This is a genomic window from Listeria immobilis (assembly GCF_014322765.1).
In the GTDB taxonomy this organism is placed as follows: domain Bacteria; phylum Bacillota; class Bacilli; order Lactobacillales; family Listeriaceae; genus Listeria; species Listeria immobilis.
The window spans coordinates 137116-152362 of record NZ_JAASTZ010000001.1 but is presented as its reverse complement, the minus strand read 5'-3'; the positions used below and the strand labels follow the sequence as shown (position 1 = coordinate 152362).

Annotated in this window: 17 protein-coding genes and 3 pseudogenes; 5 read left to right on the top strand and 15 right to left on the bottom strand. The window is 35.3% G+C overall.

All coding sequences use genetic code 11. From position 1 onward, the window contains the following. Positions 1-5: 5 nt before the first annotated feature. The 8 genes from HCJ50_RS00715 to HCJ50_RS00680 form a co-directional block, all read right to left on the bottom strand. Positions 6-842 carry an RsbT co-antagonist protein RsbRA gene (locus HCJ50_RS00715; protein WP_185348453.1) on the bottom strand — a complete coding sequence of 279 codons (837 nt, stop codon included), beginning with the start codon at positions 840-842 and terminating at the stop codon, positions 6-8. Positions 843-1080: 238 nt separating this feature from the next. Further along, positions 1081-1425 carry a type II toxin-antitoxin system PemK/MazF family toxin gene (locus HCJ50_RS00710; RefSeq protein WP_003761304.1) on the bottom strand — a complete coding sequence of 115 codons (345 nt, stop codon included), beginning with the start codon at positions 1423-1425 and terminating at the stop codon, positions 1081-1083. A 6-nt stretch (positions 1426-1431) separates the two neighbouring features. After that, the gene (locus HCJ50_RS00705; protein ID WP_003766128.1) at positions 1432-1710 is read right to left on the bottom strand and encodes a CopG family ribbon-helix-helix protein; all 279 of its coding nucleotides are present in this window, start codon (positions 1708-1710) and stop codon (positions 1432-1434) included. Positions 1711-1915: 205 nt separating this feature from the next. Then, positions 1916-3022, bottom strand: a complete 1107-nt coding sequence (alr, locus tag HCJ50_RS00700) for an alanine racemase (RefSeq protein WP_185348455.1) — start codon at positions 3020-3022, stop codon at positions 1916-1918. Between the two features lie 17 nt (positions 3023-3039). After that, positions 3040-3396: a holo-ACP synthase gene (gene acpS / locus HCJ50_RS00695; protein WP_185348457.1), complete on the bottom strand. Its 357-nt coding sequence runs from the start codon at positions 3394-3396 to the stop codon at positions 3040-3042. A gap of 1 nt (position 3397) precedes the next feature. Further along, positions 3398-4777 (bottom strand): protoporphyrinogen oxidase, encoded by a 1380-nt coding sequence (gene hemG, locus HCJ50_RS00690; protein WP_185348459.1) that lies wholly within the window; start codon positions 4775-4777, stop codon positions 3398-3400. Between the two features lie 125 nt (positions 4778-4902). After that, positions 4903-6381 (bottom strand): PH domain-containing protein, encoded by a 1479-nt coding sequence (locus tag HCJ50_RS00685; protein ID WP_185348468.1) that lies wholly within the window; start codon positions 6379-6381, stop codon positions 4903-4905. Continuing rightward, complete coding sequence (locus HCJ50_RS00680; protein WP_185348474.1) at positions 6374-6856, bottom strand: PH domain-containing protein; 483 nt, start codon at positions 6854-6856, stop codon at positions 6374-6376. Before HCJ50_RS00680 ends, HCJ50_RS00685 begins: the two co-directional genes overlap by 8 nt. Positions 6857-7002: 146 nt before the next feature. Between HCJ50_RS00680 and HCJ50_RS00675 the strand changes: the two are divergent. After that, positions 7003-7478: pseudogene (locus HCJ50_RS00675) on the top strand (hypothetical protein). A 43-nt stretch (positions 7479-7521) separates the two neighbouring features. On the opposite strand, the gene HCJ50_RS00670 reads toward HCJ50_RS00675, so the two are convergent. Beyond that, positions 7522-8916 (bottom strand): collagen binding domain-containing protein, encoded by a 1395-nt coding sequence (locus HCJ50_RS00670; RefSeq protein ID WP_185348476.1) that lies wholly within the window; start codon positions 8914-8916, stop codon positions 7522-7524. Between the two features lie 238 nt (positions 8917-9154). Here HCJ50_RS00670 and HCJ50_RS15630 point away from each other — a divergent pair, with 238 nt between their 5' ends. From HCJ50_RS15630 to HCJ50_RS00660, 3 genes and pseudogenes are all read left to right on the top strand, one after another. Next, positions 9155-9526, top strand: coding sequence for a hypothetical protein (locus HCJ50_RS15630; protein ID WP_221636602.1), 372 nt, complete (start codon positions 9155-9157; stop codon positions 9524-9526). A gap of 45 nt (positions 9527-9571) precedes the next feature. Beyond that, a pseudogene (locus HCJ50_RS15625) lies at positions 9572-10102 on the top strand (integrase core domain-containing protein); the annotation flags it as partial. Between the two features lie 184 nt (positions 10103-10286). Continuing rightward, on the top strand, positions 10287-10643 hold the full coding sequence (locus HCJ50_RS00660; protein ID WP_185348478.1) for a winged helix-turn-helix transcriptional regulator: 357 nt from the start codon (positions 10287-10289) through the stop codon (positions 10641-10643). A 397-nt stretch (positions 10644-11040) separates the two neighbouring features. Here HCJ50_RS00660 and HCJ50_RS00655 read toward each other — a convergent pair whose 3' ends face one another. From HCJ50_RS00655 to HCJ50_RS00635, 5 genes and pseudogenes are all read right to left on the bottom strand, one after another. Beyond that, positions 11041-11328 (bottom strand): hypothetical protein, encoded by a 288-nt coding sequence (locus tag HCJ50_RS00655; RefSeq protein ID WP_185348481.1) that lies wholly within the window; start codon positions 11326-11328, stop codon positions 11041-11043. Positions 11329-11414: 86 nt separating this feature from the next. Further along, complete coding sequence (locus HCJ50_RS00650) at positions 11415-11714, bottom strand: hypothetical protein (RefSeq protein ID WP_185348482.1); 300 nt, start codon at positions 11712-11714, stop codon at positions 11415-11417. Beyond that, a complete protein-coding gene (locus tag HCJ50_RS00645; RefSeq protein ID WP_111142905.1) occupies positions 11707-11886 on the bottom strand; it encodes a hypothetical protein in 180 nt (59 codons plus the stop codon). Before HCJ50_RS00645 ends, HCJ50_RS00650 begins: the two co-directional genes overlap by 8 nt. A gap of 710 nt (positions 11887-12596) precedes the next feature. After that, a pseudogene (locus tag HCJ50_RS00640) lies at positions 12597-12899 on the bottom strand (DUF2316 family protein); the annotation flags it as partial. A gap of 23 nt (positions 12900-12922) precedes the next feature. Then, positions 12923-13921, bottom strand: a complete 999-nt coding sequence (locus tag HCJ50_RS00635) for an amidohydrolase family protein (RefSeq protein ID WP_185348486.1) — start codon at positions 13919-13921, stop codon at positions 12923-12925. 103 nt (positions 13922-14024) lie between these two features. On the opposite strand from HCJ50_RS00635, the gene HCJ50_RS00630 reads away from it, so the two are divergent. Then, positions 14025-14582: a TetR/AcrR family transcriptional regulator gene (locus tag HCJ50_RS00630; protein WP_311769585.1), complete on the top strand. Its 558-nt coding sequence runs from the start codon at positions 14025-14027 to the stop codon at positions 14580-14582. A gap of 33 nt (positions 14583-14615) precedes the next feature. Here the strand turns inward: HCJ50_RS00630 and HCJ50_RS00625 are convergent, their stop codons facing one another. Further along, on the bottom strand, positions 14616-15104 hold the full coding sequence (locus HCJ50_RS00625; protein WP_185348490.1) for a QueT transporter family protein: 489 nt from the start codon (positions 15102-15104) through the stop codon (positions 14616-14618). Between the last annotated feature and the right edge of the window lie 143 nt (positions 15105-15247).

The following is a 15247-nucleotide window of genomic DNA, read 5'->3' as shown; positions in this document are numbered from 1 at the left end:
AGTATTCACCCCTCTTTTTCTACTATCTCTCTGTTCGTCAAGGCAAGCGCTCGCTCCATGCCTTTTTTCATTGTGTTGGTCGTAATTATTTGATCTAATTCAATTCCTAAGTTAACGATAGTCTGCGCTATTTCTGGTCTAATACCTACAAGCATTGCCTGGCAGCCGACAAGTCTAACTGCTTCCGAAGCCTGAATGATATGATGCGCAACCATCGTGTCCACTACTGGAACTCCCGTAATATCAATCAATACCACTTCTGACCGATTTTTTACAACGCCTATTAGTAAGTTTTCGATGATTAACTTAGCTCTTTCTGTGTCAATCGTTCCAATTAGAGGCATTACAGAAATTTTTTCAAATATTGGCAAAAGTGGTGCCGATAATTCCTGTAACGCACTTTTTTGGATAGAAACTGTTTTTTCCCACGTATCCGCGTAGGCAGTAACCACTTTGTTATACATGGAGGAAAGCCATGTTTCAAAGCGATAATAGGCGTCATCTTCTGGTTTTTCTTCTCTTTTTAAAAATAAATCCTCATCTCTCATAGCTGCATATACTAAAAGCCCGAAAACACGAAGGCCTGTGGTGACAAAATGGATTGGCCAACCTAGATGTACTACTTTCTCTGCAAAATCATCTAATTTTTCATTAAACTTAGAACCATTTTCTGTTATATTCGAAACAATCAAATTAACAAATTCCTTGCTTGTTTCTTCATACATTGGTTCATTTGCGATGTTGTTAATTAATTGGTCCGATTGTTTCTCCATTTCATTCATCCAATTATTTAATAAGTCTGCTTTATTGGCACGGATGAAGTTTGCAAAATCTTTATACATTGGATATTTTCCAACCTTTCTCCCCTTTAAAATCTCTCTTTTTTTCTGCGATTTGATCAACTACTTTTCAAAAAAAGACATTAGAAACAACTTTAGTGTGGAATTAATCATCCGCATTGATTGTAGGTTTCTGATGTCTTTCAAGTTAACAAAGTAATTCATTATGTATTTGGTATTCTTCTACGTCGGACTTTTTTTCCTGTATTCATCATTCTATGTTATGTTTTTTAGGGTTTGTTTAGAATTCTACTACTCCAAGACTGACTTCTAGCGCCTGATTTACCTTGGCCATTAGTTCCTCGTCCAAATGCGTAATCTTATCTGTCAGGCGTTGTTTGTCAATTGTTCTAATTTGTTCTAAAAGAATGACAGAATCTCTTTCAAAGCCATCTTTACGAGTAGCTTCCACATGTGTTGGCAACTTCGCTTTTTGTATCTTTGCGGTTATCGCTGCGACAATCACTGTTGGACTGAATCTATTACCAATATCATTTTGAATGATGAGAACAGGCCTTATTCCCCCTTGCTCGCTTCCGACCACGGGGGAAAGGTCCGCGTAGTATACGTCACCACGCTTCACCATTAGCCATTAACCTCCTAAAATACTAATATTCCTGTCTTCTGCTTCTGCTTCGACATGGGTACACTCGCATGCGATAGCAAAATTAATAGTTGCCATTTCCGCATAGCCGCGTTCCATCTCGTCTCTTAATTCACGTGCCCTTTTCTCTTGCAAAAATTGTTGCGTTGCTTCCATTATAACTTCACTCCGCCCCATTTTTTCTTTTTCTACAACTACGTCGAGTTCCTGTACCATTTCCTGTGTCAGTTCTACGGATATTATCGTCCGCTTTTCTTTCTCTAACACCTGTCACACCCCCAAAGCCTCGTACCTGTAAGTAACAACTATATCGTACCATTATCAAGCCATGAAGAAAAGAGTTATTTAGTATTTACTTATTAAGATTATCGTATATCGACCTAACTACCTTACTTAAGCCCTAGATATAGCAATAAAGTTTTATATGTTAGATTATAAACTTTTCCCTAAAAAAAAGCACGAATAACACCTTCTAATTGATGTATTTTCTAGGGATTCGCTCTGTTAACATACAAGTAACTTCATAATTAATTGTGTCTAAATATTCAGCTGCATCATCGGCTGTAACTGTTTTTTCTTGATCAGTACCAATTATCGTTACTTTTGTACCAGTTTGAAATTTATATGGTAGTTTTATAATTATTTGATCCATACACACACGACCTATTATAGGAACTTTTTTTCCTGCTAACAGTACTTGAAATCCACTATAATGGCGAATAAGCCCATCTGCATACCCAATTGGTAGTGTTGCCACCCATTCTTTTTCAGTTGCGGTATAGGTTGCCCCGTAACTCACGCTATCACCAGGAGAAAGTTCTTTCACATGTACTATCTCAGTATATAGTGCGAGTGCTGGTTTTAATTTAAAAGGTAAACTTGTTTTCACTTCAATGGATGGTGTTAAACCATACATGGAAATGCCAAAACGTATTGCATCAAATCCTACCTGAGATTGCAATAAAGAAGCCGCTGAATTTGCCGTATGGACATATGTTGGTCGCGCTTTTAAACCGCTTAATATAGAATGAAATTTTGCTAATTGTTGTTCAAAATAACTAGTTTCTAATTGATCCGCTGTAGCAAAATGAGTATATACTCCTTCTAAAATCAAGTTCGTATTCTGAGTGATTTCCGCTTCCATTCGTGCAGCTTCTTCCGCCTCTCGAATACCCAAACGCCCCATTCCACTATCTATTTTCAAATGAACTTTTAGTGGCAGTTCGGGATCCACACCTGCTAACCAGTCTTCTCTAAAAATCGTTAATGAAATATCATTGCGTGCTGCTAGATTTACATCTTCTTTTCTTGTCGCACCTAGGACTAAAATAAAATCATCTTTAAACCCTGCTTCTCTTAACGCAAGTGCCTCATCCAAAATAGCTACACAAAAACCTTTTGCCCCTGCTTCTTTAGCTGTTTTTGCCACTTCGATAATTCCATGACCATAGGCGTTTGCTTTAACAACTGCCCAGACTGCTACGTTTTCTGGAAGTCTTTTTTGTTCATTTTGAATATTTTCGCGTATTGCTGCACAATCGACTTCAATCCATGTTGGACGATGCCAGCCTGTTACCATAATCTACACATTCCTTTCTATACTTCAATAATTACTTGGGCCGCAGCTGATCTCGCAGTATGGGTAATGCTCACAAACACAGTTTCACCTGAATGGGTTGGCATTGTCACATGAGGTCTGCCATCTTCTACTTGCAAAATTTCCACATCTGTAAAGCTTAAATGTTTTCCGAAACCTGTTCCGTTCGCCTTAGCGTATGCCTCTTTGGCAGCAAATCGACCTGCTAAAAATTCAATTTTACGACTACTTTCATATTTTTCAAATTGACTAATTTCTTTTTTTGTTAAAATCCGTTCAATAAAACGAGGATTTTTTTCTAAAACTTGTTTGACGCGTGCTAAATCAATCATATCTAGCCCAATCCCTTTAATCATCTTACACCTCTCTCAAAAAATCTGTTAGGTTGTTTGCAGCAGTTCTTGCACCAGCAATACAATCAGGAATGCCTACACCCTGATAACTCATTCCCGCAAAATAAATTCCAGGATAATCTGTTGTTATATTTTCTTTTAGTTGTTTTAATCGCTGCTGATGCGTTACTAGGTACTGTGGCATCGCTGACTTCATTCGGCTCACCTCATAAAAAAGCGGGGCAGACTGAATATCCATCATTTCTGCATAATCTTTTAAAACTGCCGAAACAATTGCTTCGTCACTTGCTTCTTCCAACCAAGATTCTCCTGCTTTACCAACAAAACCTCGCAGTAACATTTTATTTTCAGGGACCATGTGTGGCCATTTTTTTTGCACCCATGTACAAGCAGTGGTCTTATATGGCGCTGTTCTGGCAACTAAATACCCCGTTCCATCTGGCAAAATCGGCACATCACTTTCATCGTATGCCAACGAAACAGTAGCAAGAGTTGTAAGTGGCTGATTCGCAAAAGGACTAGTTGTTGTTTCTGCTAATAAATCAATTAAAGTGTCATGAGTAGCAGCGATAATTATGCCATCTGCTGTCATTTTATCGCCATCTTCAAAAGTAATTTCATAGGAACTACCCTTTTTCAATATTTGTGTTGCTTGTTTTTTTGTGTGCAAATTTTTCTTTGGCAGCGCTTGTTCAAGGGCTTTTGGCAACATAGCTAATCCACCTGAAAGTGTTCTAAATGCGCCAATCGTTGCTTTAGTTCCAGTCGTGTTCAGCTGTCCCTTCTGCAAACCATCCATTAAACTACCATGCTTTGCAACCGCTTCTTCAAATTGTGGAAAAGTAGCACGTAAGCTCATTTTATAAATATCACCTGCATAAATTCCAGATAAAAGTGGCTCTATAAGCGTTTTTACTAATTCTTTTCCAAATCGCACTTCAAAAAAATCACCAATCGATTGGTCCGCTTTGGTTGTATTTGCAGGGATGGTTGGCTCTTGTAAGGCTCGAGCTTTCCCTACTTCAGAAATAAGTGTACTTGCAAGTAGTGCTTGTTTATTCGTTGGAATGCCCATCACAGAGCCTTCTGGAATTGGATGAAGTGCATTTTGATGGTAAATGTAAGAACGACCAGTCGCATTCGCAATTAATTGGTTATCTAATCCTAGTTCACTAACCAATTCAACACCAGCTGGCTTTCTTGCTAAAAACGAATCTGGTCCTTTTTCGATTAAAAAGCCATCTCGTTTTACTGTTTCAAATTTCCCGCCTAACTCCTCTTCTTTTTCTACTAATTCCCATGTATAATTCGGATGTGTTTTTTGTAGTTCATAAGCTGCTGCAAGCCCCGATAAGCCGCCTCCGATAATTACAATATGTTTCACTACGTAACCAATCCTCTCTCTACTAAACTTGCTTTATTCTCTCTATTTTACCGCAATTACGACAAAAATAATAGAACATCCTTTGGCAAAAAGAAGCTACTTTTCATCAAAGGATGTTCTTATTATTATTTATTAATGGTCTTTGCGGGACTATACCAGTTGTATACCTTGATTGCTTGTTCCTTATTTAAATAACGAACATAGGCTTCCGCACTTGCACTTCCTGATTTTAGCCAAACATTTAAGTGGCGTGTGCTTCCTTTTTCCATCCAAATACTCTGTCTTATGCTTAAGCCTTGAATTCGCTCTTTTCGCATCACATAGGTTAATTTGGAAATAACTGGGCGCGCTTGAACAATTAAAGTGTGTTTATCTGAAGCGACACCTGTTGCACGGTAACTTGCGATTGCTTTCATTCCTGCTAAAATCGGCAATAGCACACTAATAAGTCCGAGCGGGAAAAATAAAATGCTCGCAATGATTGCTGGAATGACTGTCCAAACCAAGTAAATCTGCAAAAACCGACGCAAACTTGCTTTTGGAGCACGTTCCATTTTTTCCGTATCAAATAAATAATTTGGTAGCATTTCGCTTAAAGTTTGGAATGCTAGATCTTTTTTCATGATTGGTAAAAGTAAAATATCGCCTGATTTCTTTTCATCTCCTGAATTTCCGGCAGTAACCACTTTCACAGCTACTAATCCGAGCATTTGACGAAGTGGTGACTCTACAATGATAATTCCCTGGATACGGGCAAGTGAGATGGTTGTATGATTTCTTTCTAAAAGTCCTTTTTCGACAACTAGTGAATCGGAAAATTTCATAAGTTTGAATTGGAAATATTTGAAAAGTGTCATAACGATTGATATTCCCCATAGAATTAGTAAAATCACAACAATTAAAATAATCATTACAATAATACCCATTTTCCAAAGCTCTTCTGCTTGTGATTCCATCCAGTCAGTGGGAATGACTTCGCGAAATTGTTGCATAAAGGCAAGCACAATTAATAGTGTTCCAAATACCCCACCAGAAGTTACTGCCATTAAGATTAATTGTTTAGTTTCAAGCATTACGGTTTTTTCTGGAGCTTCTGTTATTTTTTCGGTAGCCTGTTCTTCTTCCACAATAGCTTCTTTTATTGCTTGTTTTTTGCCATCTCTTAGTGTATTTAATTCCTCTACTACGCTCACTGGAACAGCTACTAAATCGGCTTCTGCTTTTCCATTTCCGCCTGCAGTCTCAATTAGAATTTGACACACATTAAATGGAATAAAGAAAAACCATTGTTTCTTTTGTACGGTTTGGATGCGTTCGTAAGGGATATATGTATTCTTCCTAAAGATCAAACCATACTTAATCCGAATGCCTTGGTCTTCTAAAGTATATTTGTAGGTAATATATTTCAACACAGCTGGTGTTAAAATAAGCAAAACTACCAGGATGGTAATAAAATAAATCGCCCAGCTTGGTAAATATCCAGTACTTTCAATCCCTCTAAAAATAGAAAATAATGCAACTACAATGGGAACGATATTTCTCCTGATATTTGTAATCATTTCTTTAATTAATGCTATTGGATGAAGGCGCCTTTCTTCAAACATCTTCTTTCGCCACCTTCACAAGTTCCAAGATATGATGTCTTAGTTCATCTGATTCTGCTTCATTTACCGCTTCTATCACATGCGTTTTTGCCGCTGTCGTGATCGATAGTGAAACAAGCTTTTGTCTTCTAAGTAGTGGTCCTTGTCCTGTTTCTACATGTTGAATACGTACCATCGGAATTAATACTCGACTTCGAAAAATGATACCATGTTGAATTTCCATTTCATCTGGTTTAATTTGATAACTCCACCTCGCAAAACGAAACGGAATAATAAACCCATAAACCAAAATTGCATACAACAAAGTAAAACCAAATCCAATCATGCTCCACCATAGTGAAATATCTGTATAATAAAAAATCACAGCTGCTACAGCCGAACAAAGCAGAAAGGAAAAGACAGCAATTCCCTCTGTTTGCCGCCAGACAGTTTTAATTTTTTCCGGTAGTTTTTTTTCTAAATTTTCAAGTTCCATTGCTCTACTCCTTTTTTCTTTTTATCTTACGTTAATAATCAATAAATGGGAAGGACTTCCTTAAAATTAAATAAATATTTTTTTATGAGCATTATTCATACTTTATTCACATTTATTTTTTATACTATAGTTAAGGGGGGAAAATAATGAAGAAAAAGATGCAATTAATACTTATAGTAATGCTTCTGTCTGTAACGCTTAGCTGGCTCCCAAAAATAGCCCAAGCGCATACAGAATCCACTACAGTAACACACACATCACAAACTTCCAGTGAATTAATGGAATTATTTCTAACTTATTCTATCCAAAACCCCTATTTCGAAGTTACTAAAAACCGTGTTGAATTTATGTTTGAAACAGAAGAAAGGGCGATTATTACTATCACAACTAATAACTACACAAAAAAATTACTGATCCTACTAAATACCATCAATTCGTGATAGCAAATTTAGAACCTGGAAATAATTTAATTACAATCACTGCAAAAACGGCTGACCAAAATACCCATAGTAAGACAATCACGATTAACCTACCGGAAAAACCAGAAAAAGATTCCAAAAAAATCCATCATAAATCTAACAATGAAAACTTTACACATCGAAAAAAAGGCTATCTTTTATAATAATGAAAAAGGCGACGCTCATGTAACTAGCGCCGCCATTTTTTTAATTTTTACGTAGAAATAAAATACCAAAGAAAACGGAGCCTAAACCAGTTAGAAGTGTTAGTAAAGTACTAGTATCTCCTGTATGTGGTAATGTCTCCGTTGTCTTAACTTCACTATTAATTTTCGTTACATTGGTTACTTTTGGAGTAATTGGTGTAGTAATACTCGTTAGTAATGATTTCTCAATCGTTAATTGCAATTTTTGATTTACTTGTAAATTATCGGAAGAAAGATTATTCCAGTCTTTGATTTCCGCAACGGTTACTTCAAATTTTTTAGCAACTCCTGGTAAAGTATCTCCACTTTTGACTTTATAAATGACTTTTATTTTACCATTTTCTTCTGAATTTTTTACTATCTCTAATGGACCAAAGTCTGTTTCGACTACACGTTCAATTGGTTGTTTTTCAGCTGGAATAAATGGAGATTCTTCTTTTACAGGTGGTTGTGGTGGCGGCGGTGTTCCTACTCCTTGTCCACCGCTTCCATAATCAATCACACTGGCATTTCTGGAAACTGCTTCTAAATTATCTCCTGCGAGGGTTGCTTTATTAGTATAACTCTTTTGTTTGTTGGTTATTTTACTATCATACGTAATGACCACCGATTGATTGGCGAGCGTTCCAATAGTTAAGCGGAAATTCCGATTACTATCTAGTGAAATTTCTTGCTGAGTTGTTGAAATCACCTTTTTATTTGCATCCCGATATTTTACGGTCGCTTTACCAAGCAAATTTTGTCCAGTGCCAAGTGTATCTGTATAAATTGCATTATCCACTTGTAAAAGGGCATTGTTTAAAGTAACAGTCCAGTGCAAAATACTAGTATCTTTGTCGTCCATCCGGCCTTGTTTAAAAACAACTGTTGGAGAGCCTGTTCCACCACCAGTAGTTACTTTACCAATATAAGTATCCCAAAGTTGTGTAGTATTATTTACTGGAAATAAAATTTGGTTAACTTGATCTGTTTGAATTTTTTGGTTATTAAATGTAGCATTGTAAAATAGGCTGCCACTTAAATCTGTATGTGTATTAACATAATCTGTAAAAGTTAACGTTATTGTTCCTGTAGTCGGTTCCACTTTTGCATTGGCTATCGTATTTCCTTCTGCGTCATTCACTGGAAAACCACCAAAATTAATTAATTTTAGCTGTGCTGGAATAGTGAGCGTCATTGTTTCACCACTCACAACTGGCTGCGTAATAACAAAATCATAGGCAACTCTTACTCTACTATTCTCTTTGAAATTGGTTGTATCTTCCCCGTTTTGATTTTGCAGTGCAACTTTAGTAAAAAAACTACTCCCATAATCAGTTTCCGCTTCAGCTTTTGGTACAAAAAATATCGTAGCTAATAAAAAAATAAGTGCAAAAATCAACCACTTCTTTTTCATTTGTTTCATTCCCCCTTAAAACATCTATCATTACAGTTCCCAAATCAGACTGCTTGTAAACTTAACCACTTTCAAAACATAAAAAAAACGCCAGAAATAATCTTCTGACGTCTGCTTTTATAAATTTAATAAATAGTTGTGTAAGGGTACAATAGATATGTTACACTCTTAAACACAAAAAAAGACATTCCCATGTATAATTAAGCTACCAAACACAATCAACAGGAGGAATGTCTCTATGCCAAGTAAAACAGAAGAAATGCGAGTTCGGGAAAAAATGTGTATCTATACCCAAAAATATAGCGTCACCAAAGCAGCAAGAAGATATCAAACCAACCGCCAGTTTATTTACCGACAATTAGCTAAATACGACGGAACAAAACAAAGCTTAGCTTTCCAATCACGAAAACCTCACCATCATCCCAATCAACATCAAGAAAAGGAACTAATACTCCTTCGGAAAATGTATCGTCGCTTTGGCTTCGAAGGCCACGCGGAAGTATACGCGCAAACTGTAAAACGTGGTTATGAGCGAAGCTTTGGCGGAATGAAACGAGTCATTCGCCACCTGACCAAGCCAACTCCTCCCAAAAAGAGAACCTGGAAATGAAATGACCAAGGACCTAAACAAACCAAATCTTTTCCAGGAGAGCTAGTACAAGTTGATATTAAATATGTCCCTAAAGAGTGTATCCTCTGGAAAAACCATCAAAAAAGTTATTACCAGATTACCGCCATTGACACATTCAGTTCCAAGCGGATTTTACAAATTGTAGATGAAAAATCCATGACGAATACCGTACGCTTTATCCAAACATTAGAAGAAAAAATAGCCTGCAAAATTCACGCTATCCAAATGGATAATGGGGCTGAATTCACCAAAGTAACGCCTGGTGCTACAGGGCTTACCAGCTTTGAACAAGTCCTTTTTGATAAAGGGATAACGTATCTAAAAACTAGACCTTATTCTCCTTGGCAAAATGGTATAGTAGAACGTTCGCACCGAATTGATGGAGAACGCTTTTACCATAGACAAAAATTCCGTTCACTCGAAGAACTCATTCGGAAAAATCAACGTTACCAAAATCGATACAACAATATTGCGAAGCAAAAACATCATTTTCAATCACCTAATCAAGTAATGAAAGCCTATTTCCAGCAACTTCATTCAAATATGGTCAGCTAATCATCCATCGAAATCTCTTTTTGTAACATATGTTTGTGTTTTCTAGATTTATTTCCCACTTTTCTCCTCCTTAAAATTGCAAAATCTTTTGATCTGATATAAGTATCTTATATGCAGTATAAAATAACAAGAAGGTACTTTAAAGTTATATAGATACTAAAAAGTACCTATAAGGAGAAGCATTATGACAAAAGTATACAATATCGGCGTCGAAGCTACCTTAGAAGTCATTGGCGGTAAGTGGAAACCTATCATCCTTTGCCATTTACGAGAAGGAAAAAAACGAACTAGTGAATTAAAACGTCTAATTCCAAACATCACGCAAAAAATGCTCACACAACAGTTGCGTGAGCTTGAAAAATCAGGAGTTATTATTCGAAAAGTCTATGAACAAATCCCACCAAAAGTCGATTATTCTTTAAGTGAATACGGAGAATCTCTATCAGATATTTTAAATAAACTTTGCTTATGGGGTGAAAATCATGTCGATTTATTGCTAACACAAAAGGAAGATATTGTGCTGCTTAAACGTGATTCTTGACTAAAAACAGTAGTTCCTTTAGATTGGACCACTCCCTGTCAAGCAGCCGCAAGAAATACAATACAGCTTAAGCCCCTAACTTCAAGGAACTTTTATGCAGTTTTTTCTCTGATTTCTATTGGAGTTAGACCATTAAATTTAGGGGCACATCGTTATATTGATAAAAATTACAACCTTTCAATCTAGATTATTTCTGTATCTCGCGCAATAATTCCATTGCCTAAAATAGTCTTCAGCGACTCTCTCATAATACTTTTTCCCAATTAACATCGTTTCCATGGCCAAAACCCCCAAAACCAAAAAGAGCGTATGTTCTTATTTGCAATATATCTTTTTTATCATTTTTTAGATAAGAATGTTAAATTATTACTATTTGTTAACATATTATCGTAGAAAATTAGGAAAAATGTCTTTTCGCTATTCCTGTTTGTTTTTTCAATAGTTTAGTTCTTTTACTATCTTTGTAGATATATAAATCATCCCTATACTGCCATTTATTAGCATATTGCTTTATTGTAATATAAGCTTTTTTCCCTTTAAATTCATGGACTAATCCATAAGCAGAAAATGCTGCTGCATACTTAACGATAGGTACAAATCCTAATGCAATTAACACCATACCTCCAGTGAGTTTATTGACATTATTCATAACCGAAGTTATTTTTCTAGTTGCTACAAGTTTCATTGAACTGCTAGATGATGCTTTTAACAAATTTGGGCTTGTCTTAGCTTCTTCTGCAACAGTAACTGTTCCAATTTTTTCATCGTCTGCTACGATATCTGTAACAATAGTGTCATCCTTTTTTTCTGTTTAAATTCAACTTCTGTAACTTGTCCATCTTCTTCAATGACTTCAGCTGTTTTATTTTTTGGATTAATTTCATATTCAATATTTTTTTTAGTTTTTTTATCTTTAACTACAAATGATTTCGTATCATTTTGTGTAACTACTACTTCAGAGTCTGTATATATAACTTTATTATCACTTTCCGTGCTTGCTTCAGCTGCCATCGGTAAACTGGTTGCTGTTAAAATTGTAGCTACAATAATTCCCGTAAAAAGTTTATTCATTTTTTCCTCCATTATGTTCGTTTTTTGTCATGCTCGTAAATACAATAGCGACTATAACCAAACAAAAAACACTAACCATCCATCCCACACTCGAAATGATGTTGAGAGCAAATAATGTACTTGCTATTATTACTAAAAGAATAAAAATAGCATAAAAAATTCCTTTTTTCATCCTTTTCCTCCTTCCTAGTAGTCTTGCTTAATCGTAACACGATAAGTTAATGTATAACCAAAAATGTAATGAAATGTCCGATTCTTGTCATGAACGACTGTTTTTTTTCTGAAATCATCATTTTTTCAACACGTTTTGACTATTTTGCAAAAAAATAATTTATGAAATGGTCACATTTTGTGTATATATGCATTTTTTATACAATGACTTATACATATGTCACAAAATATTCATATACGGGTCACGAAATGATAGTGCTTCTATTAAAAAATCATTTATTATACCTTTTTCACTGTATATTATTGAATAATTATTCGCTCAAAAACTACAAATCTTCTATTTCACATCCCTATTATCCATTTATTAATATTACTTATAAAACTTCATTATAATTAGAATTACACGAAAAAACACTCTATCATTGGGTATCGGAGTATGAAAATCAGGGGAATCGAGTCTTTCCTGGAAACGACAGTAGAGAATTTGCTTCATTTATATAGCTGCTTTTCTCTTGTCATTCCATTCTTCCACAATGTTTCTTTTTGTTTCAGCTCTATATTAAACCTCCACTTTTAAAAGGCCTTTATTCAAAACTAGCTTTATTGATTGTCAGATAAAAACACTCCTCATAAAGTAAAGTAACTAGAATTTTTGTTTTACTAGTGTCTACTTTATAGGGAGTGTATTAGATTAAGAAAATGGCTGTTTTATTATCGATTGCCTTTACTCATTACTCCAGCCTCTATAATTCTACTGTCTAAAAACCAGTAGTCATGGTAATCACCGCCGATTGCTGTAAACGGAACTGGTGTGAGGCCTTTTTCTGCCACTTTTTTAAGCAGGTAATTACGAAAAATCCAGCCATCATTTAAAGAGTTTTGTTTTAAGTTTAAGATACGCTCGATTTTTGCTTCACTAGTGTTTAGGTCCGCAGCAATTTCTGCAATTGTTAAATTAGTTAAAGCAAGATTGTCAGCCAGTTCTTGTTTAGTTGCTATCTTCTGATCTTTAGTTTATGACATATAAATTCCACCTTTTATAAATGTAATAGTTTTTCAGCATTTTTATAGGCAATTTTTGCTTTGTTTGCATCACTTAAATCCAAACTGTCTAAAAAAGTTCCTGCATTTTCAGGTTTCACAAAAGGATAGTCTAGTGCGTAAATAATATGCTCTTCATCTAGTTCATTTAATAAAAATTTCCATTCATTTTTGTATAACAAACCGCTTGGAGTTACATAGATATTGGTACGATAATAATCAGAAATCTTCCGGTCCAGTTTTGCCCAGTGTGATATCGTATCATCCATTCGCTCTAAAAACATCGGTACCATTTCGCCCAAATGTCCTGTGATGATTTTTAAATTAGGAAGCTTATCGAAAATCCCCGAAACAATCATCCGCACAACTTGAATTCCGACATCCATATGCCACCCAAAACCTGCTGAAGAGAATATTCCAGTAACGACATCTGACCAAGCATCACTTGTAAAATATTGTTCGGCTACATTTGCTGGAATAAAAGATGGATGAAAATAAATCGGTACATCTAATTTTTCAGCCATTTCAAAAATCGGAAAGAAAAAAGCATCGTCTAAATATTTATTATTGTAAGTTCCTTTGACAAGTGCTCCTTTAAATCCTAACTCTTCCACTGCTCTTTTCAGTTCATTTGCAGCTTCTACTGGTGAACCAACTGGTAAAACCGCAAATCCGGCAAACCGGTCAGGATTTTCACTTATAACCTTAGCTAGTTCATTGTTAGCTTGTTTAGCTAGTGGTACAGCATCTTTCGGGTCCAAATTTTGTGGCGAAGTATTACCATAAGAAAGTACTTGCATGTCAATACCGTGTTTATCCATAAATTTTAGCCGTTCTTTTGTATCTTGCATTTCCGCTTGCGTCGGGAGTTCTTTCTGCATATATTCAAACATTTCTTCGCTTACTTGTCCGCTAATTAAATTTCCTGTCACCTTGTTAATTTCGTTCGTGATAACTTCTGATTCAAAATGTTCTTCAATTGTAATGATTTTCATGTTATCCCTCCTTAACTAAATAATACCCCTATGAGGGTTGCTTAAATAGTGTTATTTCGATACAATAATGGGAAATATGTATCATAAACTGGAGGTGGCATTGATAAATAAACGAATAAAAGTACATCAACCACTAAATATTGATTTGCGAGCCCAAAAAACACAAACGAAATTTTATACAGTTATCGAGAATTATTATCTGACTGGGCGTTCATTTGAATCTATCTCTATAAAAGAGTTGTGTGCCAAAGCCGATGTGTCACGAGCAACTTTTTACCGTCACCACGAAGAAATAATTCAGATTATCGAGGTGCAACTACTACGAAATATGCAGCAATTCTCAAAAAAACTCGATCAAATCACGTTAAGCCGTCAAAATATCCAACAATTAATTATCTCGCTACTTCAAGAAAAACAACAGCTATTTCAAATTATCGCTTGGAGCAAGGCTGAATCGATTTTTTTAGATGTAATCGCTGGAGAAATCCTCAGAATTTGTTTATTAAAGGAAATTACTTTTTCAGACAATCATTTTGTTCCCAATTATTTGGCGAGGATGATTTTAAATCTAGGTTTAGAAATTAGCCCCCAACAACGCAAATATACAAATCAGCAATTGTATGAATTAATTTCAGAAACTATTCATTTTTTGGCAAAATAAAAGAGCCTAAGTTGACCTTAGACTCGCTGTTTTCTAATCAATCATTTTTTTGAAATTCAATCGTTTATTTAAAAGATACATAAGCGGAATACCAATACCCATGACAATAAATTCACTTAAAGCGGTTGTTGCCCATGTAAGGAAGAATGGTAAATCAAAGACGATTACTAATTCCCATGCAATAATTGCCATTGTTACTGAGAAAAGTATCATGTTAATAATCATTCGTGGGATAATTCCTTTGACATATTTAGAAATTCCAATCATTAGTAACAGGGAAATAGCTGATTGCGCTACACCAAATACTAAATCAATCCAACCTAAGCCAGAAAAGAATAAGTTGGTAATAAACACGCCAACAATAATTCCCCAAAAATACTTTTTATTAAAAACAATCAGATGGTTAAAAATTTCTGGCAAACGAAACTGTAGTGCCATAAAACCAATTGGTGCAACAACCATACCGAGCACTACATAAAGTGCAGCAATAATGGCATTCACCGTTAATATTTTCATTTTCATTATTATTCCTCCTAGTTTTTTTACGTGGGATGGTATGAATGAACCACGTGTGACAGTAAAATTTGCCAACATGCTATTTTCTCATAAATGAGTTGTAATGTAAATGGCTGGATGAGTATTATAAAAACTATCTAACATCAATA

Bases quoted from the DNA above. Each gene is read 5' to 3' on its own strand.
- HCJ50_RS00715 (WP_185348453.1), bottom strand. From the start codon at position 842: ATGTATAAAGATTTTGCAAACTTCATCCGTGCCAATAAAGCAGACTTA.
- HCJ50_RS00710 (WP_003761304.1), bottom strand. From the start codon at position 1,425: ATGGTGAAGCGTGGTGACGTATACTACGCGGACCTTTCCCCCGTGGTC.
- alr (WP_185348455.1), bottom strand. From the start codon at position 3,022: ATGGTAACAGGCTGGCATCGTCCAACATGGATTGAAGTCGATTGTGCA.
- acpS (WP_185348457.1), bottom strand. From the start codon at position 3,396: ATGATTAAAGGGATTGGGCTAGATATGATTGATTTAGCACGCGTCAAA.
- HCJ50_RS00685 (WP_185348468.1), bottom strand. From the start codon at position 6,381: ATGTTTGAAGAAAGGCGCCTTCATCCAATAGCATTAATTAAAGAAATG.
- HCJ50_RS00680 (WP_185348474.1), bottom strand. From the start codon at position 6,856: ATGGAACTTGAAAATTTAGAAAAAAAACTACCGGAAAAAATTAAAACT.
- HCJ50_RS00670 (WP_185348476.1), bottom strand. From the start codon at position 8,916: ATGAAAAAGAAGTGGTTGATTTTTGCACTTATTTTTTTATTAGCTACG.
- HCJ50_RS15630 (WP_221636602.1), top strand. From the start codon at position 9,155: ATGCCAAGTAAAACAGAAGAAATGCGAGTTCGGGAAAAAATGTGTATC.
- HCJ50_RS00660 (WP_185348478.1), top strand. From the start codon at position 10,287: ATGACAAAAGTATACAATATCGGCGTCGAAGCTACCTTAGAAGTCATT.
- HCJ50_RS00655 (WP_185348481.1), bottom strand. From the start codon at position 11,328: ATGAAACTTGTAGCAACTAGAAAAATAACTTCGGTTATGAATAATGTC.
- HCJ50_RS00650 (WP_185348482.1), bottom strand. From the start codon at position 11,714: ATGAATAAACTTTTTACGGGAATTATTGTAGCTACAATTTTAACAGCA.
- HCJ50_RS00645 (WP_111142905.1), bottom strand. From the start codon at position 11,886: ATGAAAAAAGGAATTTTTTATGCTATTTTTATTCTTTTAGTAATAATA.
- HCJ50_RS00635 (WP_185348486.1), bottom strand. From the start codon at position 13,921: ATGAAAATCATTACAATTGAAGAACATTTTGAATCAGAAGTTATCACG.
- HCJ50_RS00625 (WP_185348490.1), bottom strand. From the start codon at position 15,104: ATGAAAATGAAAATATTAACGGTGAATGCCATTATTGCTGCACTTTAT.